This is a genomic window from Pelomicrobium sp. G1 (assembly GCF_051905455.1).
GTDB lineage: Bacteria > Pseudomonadota > Gammaproteobacteria > Burkholderiales > UBA6910 > Pelomicrobium.
The window spans coordinates 143,920-160,125 of record NZ_JBQACR010000002.1; the positions used below are offsets into that span (position 1 = coordinate 143,920).

Here is a 16,206-nt window from a genome sequence, read left to right on the forward strand (position 1 = left end):
CTATTGTGTCGATCAAGGACTGCCGAATCATCGAGCTGCCAAAGATCCAGGATAACCGTGGAAATTTAACGTTCATCGAAGGCGGCCGTCATGTCCCCTTCGAGATTAAACGCGTCTACTACTTGTATGACGTTCCTGGCGGTGCAAGCCGAGCTGGTCATGGACACAGGAAACTGCGCCAATTGATGATCGCGATGTCTGGCAGTTTCGACGTGACCCTAGACGACGGAAGAGAAAGGAAATTGTTTCATCTGAACCGCTCTTACTATGGACTTTACATCCCGCCGATGCTCTGGCGCGATCTTGATAACTTCTCTTCTGGTGCGGTTTGTATGGTGCTCGCTTCGGATTATTACGACGAGGGCGATTACTTCCGGGACTATGATGAATTTCTGCGCGCTGTCCGCGAAGCAGCCTCATGAGGATACCCTTTCTAGACTTGAAAGCGATTCACCAATCCGTAAGGCCAGAGCTCGAGGCTGCCTTCCGGCGCGTAGTCGACTCAGGCTGGTTCGTCCTCGGGCCCGAGCTCGAAGCCTTTGAGGCCGAATTCGCAGCGTACTGCAGAGTAAGGTATTGCATCGGCGTTGGTAATGGCCTAGAGGCTCTGTACCTGATCTTGCGCGCCCATGGTATCGGCCCGGGCGATGAGGTGATTGTGCCCGCGAACACTTTCATCGCGACCTGGCTCGCTGTCTCACAATGCGGTGCAACACCTGTCCCTGTCGAACCTGATCCGTCGACCTACAATATCGATGCAGCGCGAATCGATGCGGCAATCACACAACGGACGCGCGCCATCATGCCGGTGCATCTCTATGGTCAGCCCGCAGACATGGATGCGATTATCGCTATTGCTGCGAAGCACGGACTCGCCGTCATTGAGGATGCAGCGCAAGCGCAAGGCGCACGCTACAAGGGCCGTCCTACGGGATCGCTCGGTCATGCCGCAGGGACTAGCTTTTACCCCGGGAAAAATATAGGTGCGCTCGGTGATGGCGGTGCCGTGCTAACTAATGACGCGGAAATCGCAGAAAAGATTCGGCGGCTTCGTAATTACGGTTCTGAGATCAAATACAAGCACGAAATGATCGGTCACAACTCACGCTTGGACGAGCTTCAGGCGGCACTGTTGCGGGTGAAATTGAAAATGCTAGATCAATGGAACCAGCAGCGAAAAGAGATTGCTAAAATTTATTTTTCCCGGCTGGCAGAGCTTTCTATCGACCTTCCCCACGTTCCCAACTGGGCAGATCCAGTTTGGCACCTCTTCGTGATTCGGTCACAGCGACGGCATGCACTCCAATCCTTCCTGGAAGCGCACGGTGTGGGGACGATGATCCACTATCCAACTCCGCCCTACCGACAGCCATGCTACGCCGAGCGAGCATGGGGCGAATTCCGCATTACAGACACGCTTTCATCAGAAATTTTGAGCCTACCGCTTTATCCAGGCATGAGTGAGGAACAAGTGTCTTACGTTGTCGAGACCATCGAAGCATTTGTCAATTCGGCATCTCGTGTTGGATCCGTGTGAGTGTTTTCCGGCAGGATTAGCTCTGTAGTATCTCCTGGGGAGCTTGATGCTGAATGGTGGGAATCTTCTGATAAGCCTTGTCGGTAGGCGGCTTGATAAAATCCGTAGCCAGATCGAGGCTGGCGCCTTGAACTCGGCGCTTGCGGCTATTCAAGATACAGTCGACCGGGTATTTTGTGAACCGTCGGCCGTCGCTAAAGTATTCGGTGCACCAGAATTGGATAGGCTTTGTCAGGCTATTGGGAGGGTAAACCTTAATCGCCTCGGTCTAGGGCAAAGAAATCAGGAAACACGCAATGCAGATGGTCCCGTCGCTTATCTCGCAAGCAGGTTGCAAGCATCGGGCGGCCATACAGCTGCTTTAGTCGATATCATCCGGCTATCTGGTGACCGACAATCAGTTGTTATAGTCTCGGGGACATGCGGCAGGACAGACACGCACGCGTTGAGAAACCGTTTCTCCGATTTACCGATGGTGTCGCTCGAGTTGGCTCCTCGGGGCAGCCATCTTTCCAAGCTCGACTGGATCCAGCGGCGATTGCTCGAGATTCGCCCGCGGACTGTCTGGCTTTTTAATCATCACCAGGACAGCGTCGCCATTGCGGCTGTGCAGCCGAATGAGGGGTACCGCGTATGTTTCTATCATCATGCCGACCACCACCTGTGCCTGGGCCTGCACCTCTCTTATGCCGAGCATTACGATCCGCATCCAATGGGTTTCCACAACTGCCGCAACAGCCTAGGAATTAGCAATAATCGTTATCTTCCACTTGTCGTCAGCGATCAGGGCGACAGACCTCCTGGTCTTGCTTTTCTGGAGAGCGGCCATTTGGTGACTTGTACCGCCGCAAGCTCCAACAAAGTAGAGGTGCCCTATTTTGTTCGATATGTGGATATGGTCCCAGAAATTCTTAGCATCACTCGGGGGCGTCACATACACATTGGCAGGTTAACGCCACTCGCGCGCCGACGAATTAGCAAGGGGCTCCGACATCACAATGTACCTAAGGAGTCGTTCGTCTATATACCTTACGTTCCTAGCGTTTGGCGTGCCCTGCATGAGTATCGGGTCGATCTTTATCTGGCCTCGTTTCCTTACGGCGGTGGTCGTACGCTCCTGGAGGCGATGGGTGCTGGCATTCCGGTAGTTGTCCACAAGCATTGTAGAAGCCGAATGCTTGGCGGATTTGATATGGCGTATGATGGGGCATTCACCTGGCAGACGCGGGAAGAGCTACAGCGTATCCTGGCGTCTTTGGACCGCGATACGCTAGCGCGCCATAGTCGATGGGCACGAGCCCAGTATGAGAAACATCACCGCGACGAGATATTGGTAACAGCGCTGACAGACCATAACAGGTTGGAGGCCCCGCAATTATCAAGGGACTACCAACCAAAGCGGATGAGTCAAGCCCTCGAGAGAGCAGATCCAGCAACATTGCGGCGGTTCGTCTATTGCGTGCTATGTTACGCGTATCGCCGTTGGCAGGCGTGGCAAGGGCGTTGGATTTGATGCCGAGCTAGGCTGGTATAAAAAGATTTGACACATGCGGTCATGTGCTTGGATTCCGCAGTGTGTTTCCGCGTAAAGCGGCACCCTCAGTAATACGGTAGCGGCTTTGATCACAGTCTCCATCGTCAGCCATGGCCATGGCCGAATGGTCGATGCGCTGCTGCGCGACTTGGCTGATTGCCCGCAGGTGAGCCGGGTTATCTTAACGGTTAACGTGTCAGAAGATGAACCTATACCGCCCGGGCCTTTGAGCGGACGGATTACGGTATTACGCAATCTTATACCGAAAGGATTTGGAGCTAACCACAACACCGCGTTTGCGCACTGCGACACGCCATATTACTGCGTTCTGAATCCAGATATACGGTTGGATGGCAATCCTTTTCCAGCACTGCTCGACTGTCTGGAGGCAGACGTCGCCTTGTGTGCCCCGGCGGTTGTGAGGCCGACCGGGGAAGTCGAGGATAGCGCACGGCGGTTTCCTGGTTTTTTGAACTTGTTAGCCAAACTATTAGGCTTAGCCGATGGTCGCTATCATTACGAAAAAAATGGAGAGCTATTCCACCCCGAGTGGGTCGCTGGGATGTTCATGTTGTTTGTTTCGGCGGACTACGCAGCGCTGGGCGGGTTTGACGAGGATTACTTCCTTTATTACGAGGACGTGGATCTTTGTGTTCGCCTATGGCGCTCAGGACGAAAGATTGTGCTTTGCCCTCGGGCACAAGTGATACACGCAGCGCAGCGGGCTAGCCACCACGACTTGCGCCATTTGGCTTGGCACTTAGCTAGCATGCTGCGCTATTTTATCCGGCACTGGGGAAGGTTACCGTCGGTTGGGACCAATTAAGGGAAAAGGTTCTTCTGGTCGACGACCTGATCGCCACCGGCGGCACGGCGGAGGCGTCCGTCGCCCTGATCGAGCAGTTGGGCGGGGAGGTCGTGGAGTGCTGCTTCGTGATCGAGCTGCCCGACATCGGCGGCCGCAAGCGGCTGGAGGCCAAGGGGTACAAGGTGTTCGCGTTGTGCGGGTTCGAGGGGGAATGATTATCGCCATTGCACGGTGGCGACGCTATCTGACCTGACCCTTTCCCCTGTCCCCTCTCCCGGCGTGTACACATTGGGGAAAGGGGAGAGGGCTGGTCCGCGTCCTCCACCGCTCGATGCAGCCCACGGAGAAGCTCAGTTGAGCCGCCCGGATCGCCGCGATGTAGCCACCGGGCGCGATAATCACGATTGTCTGTGGAACGCGTGGGGCTGCCCAAGCGCGATGGCGCGCGCCTCGCCTATGACGAATACCGCCGCTGGCCGGAGGAAGCCCGCTACGAGCTCATCGACGGGGTGGCCTACGCCATGGCGCCGACCCTCTCGCGCCGGCATCAAGAAGTGTTGGGAGAACTTTTCCACTAGGTGGCCAACCCCCTCGAAGACCACCCCTGCCGGACCTTGGCAAGCAAGTCCAAAGCGGTAGCAAGCGTTCACTCCGAGAAAGCTGGCCATGGTTCAAAGTCTTTTCATCCACTCGGCTGGCTCTTCGCTATGACCCATCCCTCTGGCCTGAGCCGAATGACTGGGGTTCGTTGACACCTATACGATGCGATCTCATGATGATGAGATCACACATCATCCGAAGGTAACCGATGCGAACGACGCTCGATCTCGACCCCGACGTGCTGGCGGCGGCGAAGGAATTGGCGAGGCGGCGCAAGCTTTCCACCGGCCGGGTGATCTCGGAACTGGTGCGCGAGGCCTTGAGCGGACCTCGTCAGGAAGTCAGCGCTTCCCCGACTGAGCAAAGCAGGAGTGGATTTCGGCCTTTTCGGGCAGAAGGCCGGGTGGTGACGGACGAATCGGTGGAGCGCCTGCGCGACGCGGAAGGGATTTGATTGCGTGGATTGCGTGCCCTGTTGGATGTCCATGTGCTCATCGCCTTGCTGGACGCCGCCCACGTGCACCATCGCGCGGCCTCGGCTTGGTTGGAGCGCAACATTCAGCACGGCTGGGCGTCTTGCCCTCTGACGCTGAATGGGTGCATTCGCATCATGGTCCAACCGGCCTATCCGGGCAGATTTACTGCCGCCGAGGTCGAGGCTCGACTCGCGGAAGCCATGGCGGGGCCCCATCACGCTTTTTGGCCAGCCGACGTGAATCCCATGAACGAGGAGTCGATCGATTGGAGGCGAGTTCTTGGCCATCGGCAAGTGACGGACGCATACCTGCTCGCGCTCGCCGTCCGCCACGGCGGGCGGCTAGTCACGTTGGATGCCCGGATCTCCCCTGAGACAGTCACCGGCGCAAGCGATCGGCATTTGGTCGTGGTGAGCTAAGCCTGGGTATTTTGCGAAGACGCCCCTATATCCTTTTGGTATCGAAGACCCATCCCCACCCCGACCCTCCCCTTGAAGGGGAGGGAGCCCCATCCCCACCCCGACCCGTCCACGGCCCGGCAGGCAGGCCGGGTCGGCTCCGCGGGCGAGAGAGCTGTTGCTCCGCGAACCCCCCGCTCCGCCCCTTTGAAGGGGAGGGAGCGATGCGGCAGAGAGCGGCATTTTCAGTCAATGGAAGACCGTCGAGTCACCAGAACCTTCCAGAGAATCGCACCGCCGGGCGATCCGGCTGCTGCGTCTTCCCAGGTCCCCGTGGAACATCCGTAAGGATCCCAGAGAGAAAAACCAACGAAACAGCGCCTTGCATCCCCCTGCGGTTGCGAGGCTTTTGCCATACAATCTGACCGTCCAATTGGTCACTTCTAGCCGCTCCGTATGGAAAAAATTCTGGTGAGTCTGGCCGAAGCCAAGGCCCGCTTGAGCGAATTGAGCGAGTTGGCCGCTGGCGGGGAAGAGGTGGTGATCACCAAACGAGGCAAGCCCATGGTCCGGCTGTCCAAGGTCGAACCGCCGTGCAAGCCGGTGGATCGTCAGCGCCTTCGGCGGCTGACGGCCCAAATGCCTGTGCAAACCGAGAAAGCCGGCGATTTCATCCGCCGCTTGCGCGATGAAGCGCGCTACTGATGCTGTATGTGGACACGAGTGTGCTCGTGGCCGCGTTGACGCACGAGCGCCGAACCGACGAGATGCAGGAATGACTCGCGGCTCAGCCCGCAGGGGAGCCGGCCATCAGCGAGTGGGTCATTACCGAGTTTTCCGCAGCCCTTTCGCTGAAAGTGCGCACTGGGCAGTTGGCGCCCAGCCATCGTGCCGATGCGCCGGCGATATTCGCCGAGCTGGTGGAGGGATCCTTTTCCGTGCTGCCCATCTCCCGCCTGGATTTCCGAACCGCGGCCCGTTTCGCGGATCAACATCTCACTGGCTTGTGCTCGGGCGATGCCTTGCACTTCGCCATCTCAGCCAATCACGGTGCGAAAGCGCGCGCTCGATCGTGCCCTGGTCCAGGCGGCCGGAGCGTTGGGCGTGAGCGCTGCGTTGCTCTGAGCGCTGTTCGGTGCGTTTCGCCTGCCTGTCGTGACCCGGGCGGCGCAGGCAGGGTGCGCTCAACGCACCTTGCCAAAAAAAAGCTTGAGTTAAGCCACAGATGGTCACGGATTTTTATGGATAAAGTGTGGTGCTTTCCATTTCCATTCCATCTGTTCGTGGACATCCGTGTTAATCCGTAGCCAGCAAGGAGACAAGGGGGCGCGCTTGCCGGAGAACTCGAAACCAGCGACGGTTCTCCTCACCGGCGCGACCGGCTTTGTCGGCCAGGCCCTGATTCCGGTGCTCTCTGGGGCGGGATTTGGGATCAGGGCCGCGGTGCGAGGGTCTTTTCCTCCCTCCGGCCGCTTTCCCTGGGAGGAGGGGAGCAGCACAAGAGCCCCAGAGCGGCGGTCGGTCGAACTGATCCGGATCGATGACATCGGGCCGGCGACCCGATGGAACGAGGCGCTCGCTGGCATGGACGCCGTCGTGCATCTCGCCGCGCGGGTGCACGTGATGGCTGAAGCGATGCCCGACGGCCTTGCCGCATACCGCCGGGTGAACGTGGAAGGCACCGAGGGCCTGGCCCTCGCCGCCGCGGCGGCGGGCGTGCGCCGCTTCGTTTTTCTAAGCACCATCAAGGTGAACGGGGAAGCGACGCGGACGCGGCCGTTCACCGAATCCGATCCCCCGGCGCCCCAGGACGCTTACGCCCGCTCCAAGGGGGAGGCGGAACAGGCGCTGCGCCGGATCGGCGCGCAGACGGGGATGGAGGTGGTGATCCTGCGCCCGCCGCTCGTCTACGGCCCCGGCGTGAAGGGGAATTTCCTGAGCTTGTTGAAGATCGTCGCCCGCGGCGTTCCGCTGCCCTTGGGAAGCGTCAAGAACCGCCGCAGCCTGATTTACGTGGGCAACCTGGCGGACGCCATCGTGAAGTGCCTGGAGCATCCGGCCGCCGCGGGGGAGACGTTTCTCGTGCGGGATGCAGAAGACCTGTCCACCCCTGAGCTGGTGCACCGCCTGGCCCGCGCCTTGGGAGTGCAGCCGAGGCTCGTGCCCGTGCCGCCGTCGTGGCTTTCCCTCGGAGGACGGTTGCTCGGCCGCGGACATGCGGTGGACCGGCTGATCGGGTCCCTCTCGGTGGACGACTCCAAGATCCGGCGCATGCTGGGATGGGCGCCGCCGCACAGCCTGGAGGAAGGGCTCGAAGCCACGGCCCGGTGGTTTCTAGACAGCTTTCGGTGAGCGGGGTAGTGAAAGTCCATCGAGCGCGAGGGGCCGCAGGAAATCACCGTCTACGGCCGACCGGTGGCCGTGGTGCTCTCCGAGGCCGACTATGAACGCTTGAACAGCGCTTCCCAGTCCTTGGTGGATTCATGCCTCGCTCGCCGCTCCATGGCCTGGACGACGTCGAGTTCGAGCGCAACCGTAGCCTCACGCGGACAGCGCCGTTTTGCCATTCAGTCAGCACTAAAGTTCTCTCAGCGCCCGGACGCCGCAAGCCCAATGCAAAAGTACCGTTTGTTTCGGCCGTCGGCCGGCATCCCCGTTGTTCCTGAGCGTCCTGTCTTTGGGAGCGGTCCGCAAAGGCATCGAATCGCTCCCCGCCGGCTTTCGCCGGCCAAGGCTCTGGACCGGCCGGAAAGCGAGCTTCCAGCCTTCTTTGCTAGCCGCATCCTCACCGGTGATCTACCAGCAGCCTGTCGGTGGGGCCGCTTGCTCGCCCAAATGGGGCGTGTCGGCTGTCGATAGCTTGTTGCGGCGCGTCCGTCTTGCGCCACAGACTGCGATTGATGAGGCATCGCGCACGCGATCTCGACTATCCAGTCCTCGAGGCGATTGATCCTTGGCAATCGTCCACGAGCGCCGAGTGAGTCTCAGGCGAAGAGCGAGGCACCCAGTTGCTCCCAGGGGTGCGCTGCAGCGCAGCTTGAGGCGAGAGCGATTTTGAAATAAGCCCGGCTTCTCTTGACAGGCGCCTGCCGGGCGACCTATGCCGGCCGGGGAGCTAGGGCCGGGTCCAGTCGGGCGCCTTTAAGCGGTGCGGAGCGCAACGCGCCGGTCAGCTCGGACCGGACGCGGTCTCGGGCGTTGACGGCAAGAGGCCGCCCAACCATAATGTAGTGTTGATTACTACATCATTATCCAACATGAAGACCGTCACTGCTGCCGAGGCCAATCGTCGTTTCTCTGAGCTGCTGCGGGCCGTGGCCGCCGGCGAGACCGTAGAGGTGGTTTCGCGAGGCAGGCCCGTCGCTAGGATTTCGTCGGTCGATGCAAATCGCGCCACCCGGGAAGCTGCACGCATTGCTCTGTTGCGCCGCCTGCGGGCGCGGCGGTCAACCGGCGCCCGGAACTGGCGTCGTGACGAACTCTATGAGAACGACCGATGAGAATCGGCCTGGATACCAACGTACTTGCTTATGCGGAAGGGATCGGGAATGCCTCGGCTCATCGGCGAAGTTTGGAACTGATCGAGCGCCTGCCGCTCGCCGCCGTCCTGATTCCGGCCCAATGCCTGGGTGAGCTTTATCGAGTGCTCACCGGTAAGGCACATAGGACGGCGTCGGTGGCGCGAGCAGCGATTCTGAATTGGGCGGATACGTTTGAGGTCGCGGATTCCACTTGGACGGCGTTCCAGTCCGCGTTTGACCTGAGCGTCAGCCAGCATTTTCAATTTTGGGACGCCCTGATCCTTTCCGTCTGCGCGGAACGCCGCTGCAGGTTACTGCTAAGCGAAGATATGCAGCACGGCTTCACCTGGCAGGGGCTGACCGTGGTCAACCCCTACCGCTTTCCCGATGACCCGCTCTTAGCCCGGGCGACCCAGGCAGTCTAGGTTAAGTTTTGTCGCTCGCCTATCTCGCCCCGCTGCTCGCGCTCGCTCTCTCCTTCGGTACGCTCGCCTGGCTCTTGGGGGGCAGCCACCGCCTCCTGGTGCTCGATCTTCCCAACGAGCGCTCGCTCCATGCGGCGCCCGTGCCCCGCACGGGCGGGCTCGGCCTGCTCGCCGGGATCGTGGTCGGCTGGCTCATCGCGGCGCCGCCCGGCGCGTGGTTGATACTCGCCGGCGCCCTCGTGCTGGCGGGGGTGTCGTTCTTCGACGATCTGCGCGGGCTCCCGGTCCTCGTGCGGCTCTCGGTTCAACTGGCCGTCTCGGGCGCCCTGGTCGCGTGGCATTGGGATGCCTTCCCCGGAGCGGCGTGGGCCGTCGCCGCGGTGCTGGCGATCGCCTGGATGTGCAACCTGTACAACTTCATGGACGGGGCCGATGGCCTCGCCGGCGGCATGGCGGTGGCCGGCTTCGGCGCCTACGCCATCGCCGCGGGGCTCGGCGGCGCGCTGGAGCTTGCCGCCCTGTGCGCCGCCATCACTGCCTCGGCCCTGGCTTTCCTCGCCTTCAACTTCCCGCCCGCGCGCATCTTCATGGGGGACGTGGGCTCGGTGCCCCTGGGCTTTCTCGCCGCCGCCCTGGGCCTGCTGGGCTGGCAGCAGGGGCTATGGCCGGCCTGGTTTCCGGTGCTGGCGTTTTCCCCCTTCGTCGTCGACGCCACGGTGACCCTAGCGCGGCGGGCGCTGCGGGGCGAACGGGTGTGGCAGGCCCACAAGGAGCACTACTATCAGCGAGTGGTGCAGCTCGGCGCGGGGCATCGGGGCACCGCGTTGGGCGAGTACGCCCTGATGCTGGCGGCCGGAGCCTCGGCCCTGGGGCTCATGGCGGCGCCGGCGCCGGTTCAGTGGGCGGGCCTCGGCGTCTGGGTGATCCTCTACGCCGCCGTGATGCTCTGGATCGATCGCCTGTGGCGCAGCCGGTAAGGTCTGCTTCTGGCGTCGCTCGGGCATTCCCATGCCATCCGCTTCGGTGCGTTTCGGCTCCGCTCAACGCACCCTACAACTGTGTGTGGCGCGGTCGAGAGAAACCGCGTTTATCCACCTCGAGTTTCGAGCGCGGCGGGGGGTTTTCGCGAGCCTGCGACGGCGAGCGGCCCGGGCCAATTCGACGGCCCGCGCGTCGTCGGTTACCAGCGTCGCCGAGACCGAGTCGGCGAGCGCGAGGTAAAAACAATCGTAGGCGGGGTGATCGAATTGCCTGGCAAGCTCCAGGGCGCGCGGAGCGAGTGGCGCGGTCTCGACCAGCTTTTCGAACGACAAGGGGAGAGCTTGCACCAGGGCTTCCGCCTGCGCCCACGAGATTTCACCGCGCTGGGCCTTCTTCCACGCCGTGTTGCAGACTTCCGGAACGATGAGATCAGGTGCGATGATGGGCTCAGCCGAAGCGAGCACCGTTCGGGCGGCCATTGAATGCGCTTCCTCGACGAACCATTTGACGGCGACGCTCGCGTCGACCACTCAAGTCATCGATCCCGGTCCTCGCGCACCAGCGCCGTGGAGTCGGTCTGGGCTTTGCGCGGCGTCATGGCGCGGATCCGGTCGGCAAGCGCCAGGCGCTCCTGGGGCCGGGAGCGCGCCGCTTCGGCCAGAATCTCGCGCAATTCCTGCTCCAGCGAATTCCCATGCAGGGCCGCCTTGACCTTCAGCGCCGCGATGGTTTTATCGTCGAGGTTTCTTACGATCACCTGTCCCATGTTGCCCTCATCGTGTGCAATCATTATTGGTAGCATAGCTCATGGTCTGGCGCAATTCCCGGCAGCCCAGGCATTTCGATGCCGCTTCGTTTCGGTGCGCCTCGCTTCGCTCAATGCACCCACAGCCTTGGCGCTTGGGTTCCCCTCTCCCCGCGGGGAGGGGGACAGGGGAGAAGGTCGAAGAGCGATCGAATCTTCCGAATTCGGGGAAGAAGGAAGGGGGTAGGACACGATCGCGGTCGATGGTTCGTCAACCCTTTACCGCAGACGCCATAGTGGTACGCTATGGCGCCGTGATGGCCTGGAACGATTTGCTGTGGCCCGGCTGGAAGAAGCGGTCGCTACGACGCTGCCCCGTTAACCGATGATCAACAACCCAAAGACCGCTCTTGCGATTGCCCACGACGTGGTGGCCTGCGGCGCGGCCTGGGTGCTGGCGTACCTGCTCAGGCTCAACCTGGACCACACCGACCCCCTCTTCGCCGGCGCCTGGAAGACCCTGCCTTGGGTGATCCCGACCCAGGCGGCCGTGTTCCTGGCCTTCGGCCTCTACCGCGGGATCTGGCGCTACGCCAGCCTACCGGATCTCAAGCGCATCGTGCTGGCGGCCTTCGTCGCCACTATGGCGACCGCGCTGGTGCTCAAGCTCCTTCAGGTCCCCGTGGTCGTTCCCCGCTCGGTCTTCATCCTCGATCCGATCCTGCTCGTCATGCTGATGGGGGGAAGCCGGCTCGCCTACCGGACGTGGAAGGAGCGGCGGCTCTTGAGCCTGAACGCTCTCGAGGCCCAGCCAGTGCTGGTGCTGGGTGCCGGCGACGCGGGCGCGAGCCTGGCGAAAGCGCTGGCGAGAAGCGCCGAATGGCGGGTGGTGGGATTCCTGGACGACGATTCGGGCAAACACGGGCGGCAGGTACACGGGCTGCCCGTGCTCGGACCCATCGAATCGCTCGCACGCTACGCCGCCCGCTACGACGTCAAGCACGCGATCGTGGCGCTGCCTTCCGCCTCCCATGCGGTCCGGCGCCGGGCGGTCGAGGTGGCCACCCGCGCGGGCCTGCGTGCGCTGACGGTGCCTTCTTTCGACGACCTGGTGAGCGGGCGCGTCAGCGTCTCCTCGATCCGGCAGGTGGAATTGGACGACCTGCTGGGGCGGGACCCGGTCATGCTGGATGCGGCCGGGCTGCGCGAGTGGCTGAGCGGGCGGACCGTGCTGGTGACCGGCGCGGGGGGCTCCATCGGCGCCGAATTGTGCCGCCAGATCGCCCGTTTCGCTCCGGCCAAGCTGGTCATGCTGGAGCTCAATGAGTTCGCCCTCTACCGGATGGAGCAGGAGTTCGCCGAGCGATTCAAGGACGTGCCCACCGCGTGCCTGATCGGCGACGTGAAAAACCGCCAGCGCATGGAGCAGGTCCTCGACGAGTACCGCCCGGACGTGGTGTTCCACGCCGCAGCGTACAAGCACGTGCCTCTCATGGAGGAGGAAAACGCCTGGGAGGCGGTGCAGAACAACGTCCTCGGCGCCCTGGTGACGGCCGAGACGTGCCGGGACCGGGGAGTCGGCAAGTTCGTCTTCGTCTCCACCGACAAGGCCGTGAACCCGGTCAACGTGATGGGGGCGACCAAGCGCCTCGCCGAGATGGTGTGCCAGGCGCTGCAGAGGCCCTCGCCCCTGACGCCGGTCCCCCCGGGGGAGGGGAAGAAAGGCACGACCCAGTTCGTCATGGTGCGCTTCGGCAACGTGCTGGGCAGCGCGGGGAGCGTGATCCCCAAGTTCAAGGAGCAGATCGCCCGGGGCGGACCGGTGACGGTCACCCACCCGGAGATCACCCGCTACTTCATGTCGATTCCGGAGGCGTGCCAGCTCGTGCTGCAGGCGGGGCTCATGGGAAAGGGCGGGGAAATCTTCGTACTGGACATGGGCGAGCCGGTCAAGATCGTGGACCTCGCCCGGGACCTCATCCGCCTCTCCGGCTTCGCCGAGGACGAAATCAAGATCGAGTTCACGGGCCTGCGCCCCGGGGAGAAGCTGTACGAAGAACCCCTGGCGAGGGAGGAGACCACCTTGCCGACGCCCCACCCGAAGCTGCACATCGCCCGGGCCCGCAGCGTGGATCCGGGCTGGCTCGACGAGCTGCGGGTGTGGCTCATGATTCCTCCCGTGAGCCCGGAAAAACTGCGCTCGGAGCTCGCCCGCTGGGTGCCGGAGTACCGGCCCAACTGCGAGGAGGACGCCGGTGTGGAGCGCGCCCGCGCGTGAAAGCGCCACGCCGCAGCGGGCGTCCCCAAGCGCACCTCGAAACAAGCGGGTCGGGATCGCCTTGATGGGACGAATGTGACCATGGTAATATGACCATGGTCAGATTGAATGCTTCATGGGAAAAGTCGTCTCGAAGTCCAAGTTCAAGCCCAGGGCCCTTGAGCTGTTTCGCGAGGTTCAGGAAACGGGGGAGGAACTCATCATCACCGATCACGGTCGTCCCGTCCTGAAAGTCGTGCCATACACGCCCAAGTCAGACGAGGGGCTCCTGCCGTTGCGCAATTCCGTCCTTAAGTACGAGCAACCCACTGAGCCGGTGGGCCTGGAAGACTGGGAATCGCTCGGGTGATTCTCCTGGACACCCACGCCTGGGTATGGTGGGTGTCGGACCCTCGAGCACTTTCCAGGCAGGCCCGAATGCGGATCGACGAGGCGATAGAACGTTCGGGCGTTTACGTGTCGTGCATAAGCGCCTGGGAGGTCGCGATGCTCGTCTCACGGGATCGCCTCAAACTCACCATGGCCGTGGAAGAATGGATCGGCAGATGCGAGGCGTTGCCGCAACTGAAATTCGTCCCGGTCAGCAACGCGATCGCCGTGCGCTCGGTTCAACTGCCCGGTAGTTTTCACGCGGATCTGGCCGACCGCATTATCGTGGCCACCGCGCTCACCCTGGGCGCAACGGTCATTACGAAGGACGCTAGAATCCGTCGATATCCTCATGTCCGGTCCACGTGGTAGGCGCAGGGCGTTGGCACTGAATCCCAGGTCGGACCGCAGCGTTACCGAGGGGTTTTCCGGGGTGGGCGCTCCATGACATCGGCAGAGCTGCCACCTGGGCGTATCCGCTGGCAAGACCGCGCCGAGACCGCCGCCCGATGGACGGCACTGGCGCTGGGCCTTTCGATCCCCATTTCCACTGCGCTCGACAACATTCTCCTGCCGCTGGTGATGCTCTTCTGGCTGGCGAGCGGCCGGTTTGCCGAGAAGTGGGCCCTCGTCCGGGGGAACCCAGTCGCGCTGCTGGCGATTCTGCTGTTCGCGTGGCTGGCGCTCGGCATGAGCTACGCCACCGTGCCGTTCGGAGAGCGCCTCGGGATGCTCAATAAGTATCGGGAGCTGCTGCTCATCCCGGTGCTGGTCCCCTTGTTCCGAACGCCACGGGAGCGGGAACTGGCATTGGCTTTCTTCGCCGCCGCCATGGGCATCACGCTGCTCGCGTCCTATGGGATAGCGTTGGAAGCGCTTCCGTCGCTCATCTTGGCCGAAAGCATGCCCGGGAATCCGCTCGTCTTCAAGCGCCAGATCACGCACAACTTCTTCATGGCCTTCGCCGCGTTTCTTTTCGCCGTATGGGCGCTCGAGGCCAGGACGCCGGGCAAGCGCGTGATCTTCTGGGCTGCCGCGCTGCTCGCGGCGGCCAACGTGCTGTTCATGGTCCAGGGGCGCACCGGTTACGTGGTCATGGCCGCGCTCATCGCGCTGCTGTTCTTCGAGCGGCTGCGGCTCAAGGGCGTGATCGCCGCGGCGGTCCTGGTCGGCGTGCTCTTCACCGGCGCCTACGGGGTGTCCCAGAACTTCAAGAGCCGCATCGACCTGGCGGTGCAGGAGGCCATGGCCTGGCGGCCTGACGAGGCGCAGTCGAGCTCCATCGGCTGGCGGCTGGAATACTTGACGAACTCGGTGGCCGTCTTCGTCCGGCATCCGATACTGGGCGTGGGCACCGGTGGCTTCCACCAAGCTTACGCCGAGCAGGTGGCCGGCACCGAGAAGGAACGCACGCACAATCCGCACAACGAGTATCTGATGATCGCGGTGCAGGTGGGCCTGCCCGGCCTCGCGCTGCTTCTGCTGCTCTTCGGCACGCAACTCCACCTGGCCGCCTGGCTCCCCTGCGCGACCGACCGGATCCTGGCGCGGGGCGTCGCCCTCGCCATGGCCATCGGTTGCCTCTTCAATTCGTTCTTGCTGGATCACGCCGAGGGACTGTTCTACGCCTGGGCGAGCGGGATTCTGTTCAGCGCCTTGGGACGGCGCCCGCCGGGCGGTGCAGCGAACGCCGCTCAACAGCCCTGAAGGTGCGTTTCGGCTCCGCTCAACGCACCCTACCGCCTGCTCACGGTTCTGGCTTGACGGGCCCAATCGACAACGCCAGAATGGCCATATGAAAACCACCTCCGTCACGGAAGCCAAGAACCGGCTCAGCGCATTGTTGGAACTCGTAAAACACGGCGAGACGGTCCTGATCATGGACCGCGGCCGCCCAGTGGCGCGCCTGGAGCCCATCAGAGGATCCACAGCCGGTCACGAAGAGGCATGGATCGCCGAGCTGGAACGCGTCGGGATCGTGAGCCGCCCCAAGGCGCCGGTGAGCCGAGAACTTCTCAAGGCGCCGCCGCCTCCTTTGCCCAAGGGACTCAGCGCCCTGCAAGCCTTGCTTGACGAACGCGAACAAAACCCGTGAAGTTCTGGGACAGTTCTGCGGTCATGCCGTTGTTGGTCAAGGAGCGCGCCACGGATTTTGTGACCTCGCTTCTGGAGCGCGATCCTTTGATGGCCGTGTGGTGGGGAACGGAGGTGGAATGCGTCTCCGCCTTGGCGCGGCTGGAACGATCTGGCGTGCCGATCGAGCCGTTGTCCCAGAGTTTCGAGCGCTTGCGGCATCTTGCCTCCGCGTGGATAGAAGTGCGGCCGAGCGAGCTTCTGAGGGAGACGGCGAAACGTCTGTTGCGCGTTCATCCGTTGCGCCCGGCGGATTCGTTGCAATTGGCGGCGGCCGTGACCGTCCTGCGCAGCCGCTCGTCCAACGGTGATTTCGTTTGCCTGGACGCCCGCCTTTGCGCCGCCGCCCACCGGGAGGGCCTGAACATTCTCTCGGTTTGACTCCGGCGCGCCGAACCGAT

Annotated in this window: 21 protein-coding genes and 2 pseudogenes; 21 read left to right on the forward strand and 2 right to left on the reverse strand. The window is 62.5% G+C overall.

Going from position 1 to position 16,206, the window contains the following annotated elements; genetic code table 11:
* Positions 1-5: 5 nt before the first annotated feature.
* The 15 genes and pseudogenes from ACTFO6_RS02810 to ACTFO6_RS02880 all read left to right on the forward strand — a co-directional run bounded on the left by ACTFO6_RS02810 (position 6) and on the right by ACTFO6_RS02880 (position 10,276).
* Positions 6-422, forward strand: coding sequence for a sugar 3,4-ketoisomerase (locus ACTFO6_RS02810; RefSeq protein ID WP_439932928.1), 417 nt, complete (start codon positions 6-8; stop codon positions 420-422).
* Positions 419-1,537, forward strand: coding sequence for a DegT/DnrJ/EryC1/StrS family aminotransferase (locus ACTFO6_RS02815; RefSeq protein ID WP_439932929.1), 1,119 nt, complete (start codon positions 419-421; stop codon positions 1,535-1,537). The genes ACTFO6_RS02810 and ACTFO6_RS02815 overlap by 4 nt, the downstream gene beginning before the upstream one ends.
* A gap of 46 nt (positions 1,538-1,583) precedes the next feature.
* Complete coding sequence (locus ACTFO6_RS02820; RefSeq protein WP_439932930.1) at positions 1,584-3,050, forward strand: hypothetical protein; 1,467 nt, start codon at positions 1,584-1,586, stop codon at positions 3,048-3,050.
* Between the two features lie 106 nt (positions 3,051-3,156).
* Positions 3,157-3,897 carry a glycosyltransferase family 2 protein gene (locus ACTFO6_RS02825; protein WP_439932931.1) on the forward strand — a complete coding sequence of 247 codons (741 nt, stop codon included), beginning with the start codon at positions 3,157-3,159 and terminating at the stop codon, positions 3,895-3,897.
* Positions 3,891-4,094 (forward strand): annotated as a pseudogene (locus ACTFO6_RS02830) (phosphoribosyltransferase family protein); the annotation flags it as partial. The gene ACTFO6_RS02825 and the pseudogene ACTFO6_RS02830, both read left to right, overlap by 7 nt.
* A gap of 189 nt (positions 4,095-4,283) precedes the next feature.
* Positions 4,284-4,457 carry a hypothetical protein gene (locus ACTFO6_RS02835; protein WP_439932932.1) on the forward strand — a complete coding sequence of 58 codons (174 nt, stop codon included), beginning with the start codon at positions 4,284-4,286 and terminating at the stop codon, positions 4,455-4,457.
* A 230-nt stretch (positions 4,458-4,687) separates the two neighbouring features.
* Positions 4,688-4,933, forward strand: a complete 246-nt coding sequence (locus ACTFO6_RS02840; protein WP_439932933.1) for a CopG family transcriptional regulator — start codon at positions 4,688-4,690, stop codon at positions 4,931-4,933.
* 21 nt (positions 4,934-4,954) lie between these two features.
* Positions 4,955-5,374: a TA system VapC family ribonuclease toxin gene (locus ACTFO6_RS02845; RefSeq protein ID WP_439933092.1), complete on the forward strand. Its 420-nt coding sequence runs from the start codon at positions 4,955-4,957 to the stop codon at positions 5,372-5,374.
* Positions 5,375-5,809: 435 nt separating this feature from the next.
* Positions 5,810-6,058, forward strand: a complete 249-nt coding sequence (locus ACTFO6_RS02850; RefSeq protein ID WP_439932934.1) for a type II toxin-antitoxin system Phd/YefM family antitoxin — start codon at positions 5,810-5,812, stop codon at positions 6,056-6,058.
* Positions 6,058-6,478: pseudogene (locus ACTFO6_RS02855) on the forward strand (type II toxin-antitoxin system VapC family toxin). Before ACTFO6_RS02850 ends, ACTFO6_RS02855 begins: the two are co-directional and overlap by 1 nt.
* Positions 6,479-6,646: 168 nt before the next feature.
* Positions 6,647-7,705: a UDP-glucose 4-epimerase family protein gene (locus ACTFO6_RS02860; protein ID WP_439932935.1), complete on the forward strand. Its 1,059-nt coding sequence runs from the start codon at positions 6,647-6,649 to the stop codon at positions 7,703-7,705.
* A 42-nt stretch (positions 7,706-7,747) separates the two neighbouring features.
* On the forward strand, positions 7,748-8,212 hold the full coding sequence (locus ACTFO6_RS02865; protein ID WP_439933093.1) for a hypothetical protein: 465 nt from the start codon (positions 7,748-7,750) through the stop codon (positions 8,210-8,212).
* Positions 8,213-8,610: 398 nt separating this feature from the next.
* Positions 8,611-8,853 carry a type II toxin-antitoxin system Phd/YefM family antitoxin gene (locus ACTFO6_RS02870; protein WP_439932936.1) on the forward strand — a complete coding sequence of 81 codons (243 nt, stop codon included), beginning with the start codon at positions 8,611-8,613 and terminating at the stop codon, positions 8,851-8,853.
* The gene (locus ACTFO6_RS02875; protein WP_439932937.1) at positions 8,850-9,299 is read left to right on the forward strand and encodes a PIN domain-containing protein; all 450 of its coding nucleotides are present in this window, start codon (positions 8,850-8,852) and stop codon (positions 9,297-9,299) included. The genes ACTFO6_RS02870 and ACTFO6_RS02875 overlap by 4 nt, the downstream gene beginning before the upstream one ends.
* An 8-nt stretch (positions 9,300-9,307) precedes the next feature.
* The gene (locus tag ACTFO6_RS02880) at positions 9,308-10,276 is read left to right on the forward strand and encodes an MraY family glycosyltransferase (RefSeq protein WP_439932938.1); all 969 of its coding nucleotides are present in this window, start codon (positions 9,308-9,310) and stop codon (positions 10,274-10,276) included.
* Between the two features lie 63 nt (positions 10,277-10,339).
* On the opposite strand, the gene ACTFO6_RS02885 is transcribed toward ACTFO6_RS02880, so the two are convergent.
* Positions 10,340-10,810, reverse strand: a complete 471-nt coding sequence (locus tag ACTFO6_RS02885; protein ID WP_439932939.1) for a type II toxin-antitoxin system VapC family toxin — start codon at positions 10,808-10,810, stop codon at positions 10,340-10,342.
* A gap of 5 nt (positions 10,811-10,815) precedes the next feature.
* Positions 10,816-11,046 (reverse strand): FitA-like ribbon-helix-helix domain-containing protein, encoded by a 231-nt coding sequence (locus ACTFO6_RS02890; RefSeq protein ID WP_439932940.1) that lies wholly within the window; start codon positions 11,044-11,046, stop codon positions 10,816-10,818.
* 364 nt (positions 11,047-11,410) lie between these two features.
* On the opposite strand from ACTFO6_RS02890, the gene ACTFO6_RS02895 reads away from it, so the two are divergent.
* From ACTFO6_RS02895 to ACTFO6_RS02920, 6 genes are all read left to right on the forward strand, one after another.
* Positions 11,411-13,303: a polysaccharide biosynthesis protein gene (locus tag ACTFO6_RS02895; RefSeq protein WP_439932941.1), complete on the forward strand. Its 1,893-nt coding sequence runs from the start codon at positions 11,411-11,413 to the stop codon at positions 13,301-13,303.
* Between the two features lie 115 nt (positions 13,304-13,418).
* Positions 13,419-13,652 (forward strand): type II toxin-antitoxin system Phd/YefM family antitoxin, encoded by a 234-nt coding sequence (locus ACTFO6_RS02900; RefSeq protein ID WP_439932942.1) that lies wholly within the window; start codon positions 13,419-13,421, stop codon positions 13,650-13,652.
* Positions 13,649-14,044, forward strand: coding sequence for a type II toxin-antitoxin system VapC family toxin (locus ACTFO6_RS02905; RefSeq protein WP_439932943.1), 396 nt, complete (start codon positions 13,649-13,651; stop codon positions 14,042-14,044). The genes ACTFO6_RS02900 and ACTFO6_RS02905 overlap by 4 nt, the downstream gene beginning before the upstream one ends.
* 72 nt (positions 14,045-14,116) lie before the next feature.
* Positions 14,117-15,379, forward strand: a complete 1,263-nt coding sequence (locus ACTFO6_RS02910; protein ID WP_439932944.1) for an O-antigen ligase family protein — start codon at positions 14,117-14,119, stop codon at positions 15,377-15,379.
* An 88-nt stretch (positions 15,380-15,467) separates the two neighbouring features.
* Entirely contained in the window at positions 15,468-15,767 is a 300-nt protein-coding gene (locus ACTFO6_RS02915) for a type II toxin-antitoxin system Phd/YefM family antitoxin (RefSeq protein ID WP_439932945.1), read from the forward strand.
* Positions 15,764-16,186, forward strand: coding sequence for a type II toxin-antitoxin system VapC family toxin (locus ACTFO6_RS02920; protein WP_147798495.1), 423 nt, complete (start codon positions 15,764-15,766; stop codon positions 16,184-16,186). Before ACTFO6_RS02915 ends, ACTFO6_RS02920 begins: the two co-directional genes overlap by 4 nt.
* The last annotated feature ends 20 nt before the right edge of the window (positions 16,187-16,206 follow it).

Coding starts and splice junctions, on each gene's coding strand:
- ACTFO6_RS02815 (WP_439932929.1), top strand. CDS start 419: ATGAGGATACCCTTTCTAGACTTGAAAGCGATTCACCAATCCGTAAGG.
- ACTFO6_RS02820 (WP_439932930.1), top strand. CDS start 1,584: ATGCTGAATGGTGGGAATCTTCTGATAAGCCTTGTCGGTAGGCGGCTT.
- ACTFO6_RS02840 (WP_439932933.1), top strand. CDS start 4,688: ATGCGAACGACGCTCGATCTCGACCCCGACGTGCTGGCGGCGGCGAAG.
- ACTFO6_RS02850 (WP_439932934.1), top strand. CDS start 5,810: ATGGAAAAAATTCTGGTGAGTCTGGCCGAAGCCAAGGCCCGCTTGAGC.
- ACTFO6_RS02870 (WP_439932936.1), top strand. CDS start 8,611: ATGAAGACCGTCACTGCTGCCGAGGCCAATCGTCGTTTCTCTGAGCTG.
- ACTFO6_RS02875 (WP_439932937.1), top strand. CDS start 8,850: ATGAGAATCGGCCTGGATACCAACGTACTTGCTTATGCGGAAGGGATC.
- ACTFO6_RS02890 (WP_439932940.1), bottom strand. CDS start 11,046: ATGGGACAGGTGATCGTAAGAAACCTCGACGATAAAACCATCGCGGCG.
- ACTFO6_RS02895 (WP_439932941.1), top strand. CDS start 11,411: ATGATCAACAACCCAAAGACCGCTCTTGCGATTGCCCACGACGTGGTG.
- ACTFO6_RS02900 (WP_439932942.1), top strand. CDS start 13,419: ATGGGAAAAGTCGTCTCGAAGTCCAAGTTCAAGCCCAGGGCCCTTGAG.
- ACTFO6_RS02910 (WP_439932944.1), top strand. CDS start 14,117: ATGACATCGGCAGAGCTGCCACCTGGGCGTATCCGCTGGCAAGACCGC.
- ACTFO6_RS02915 (WP_439932945.1), top strand. CDS start 15,468: ATGAAAACCACCTCCGTCACGGAAGCCAAGAACCGGCTCAGCGCATTG.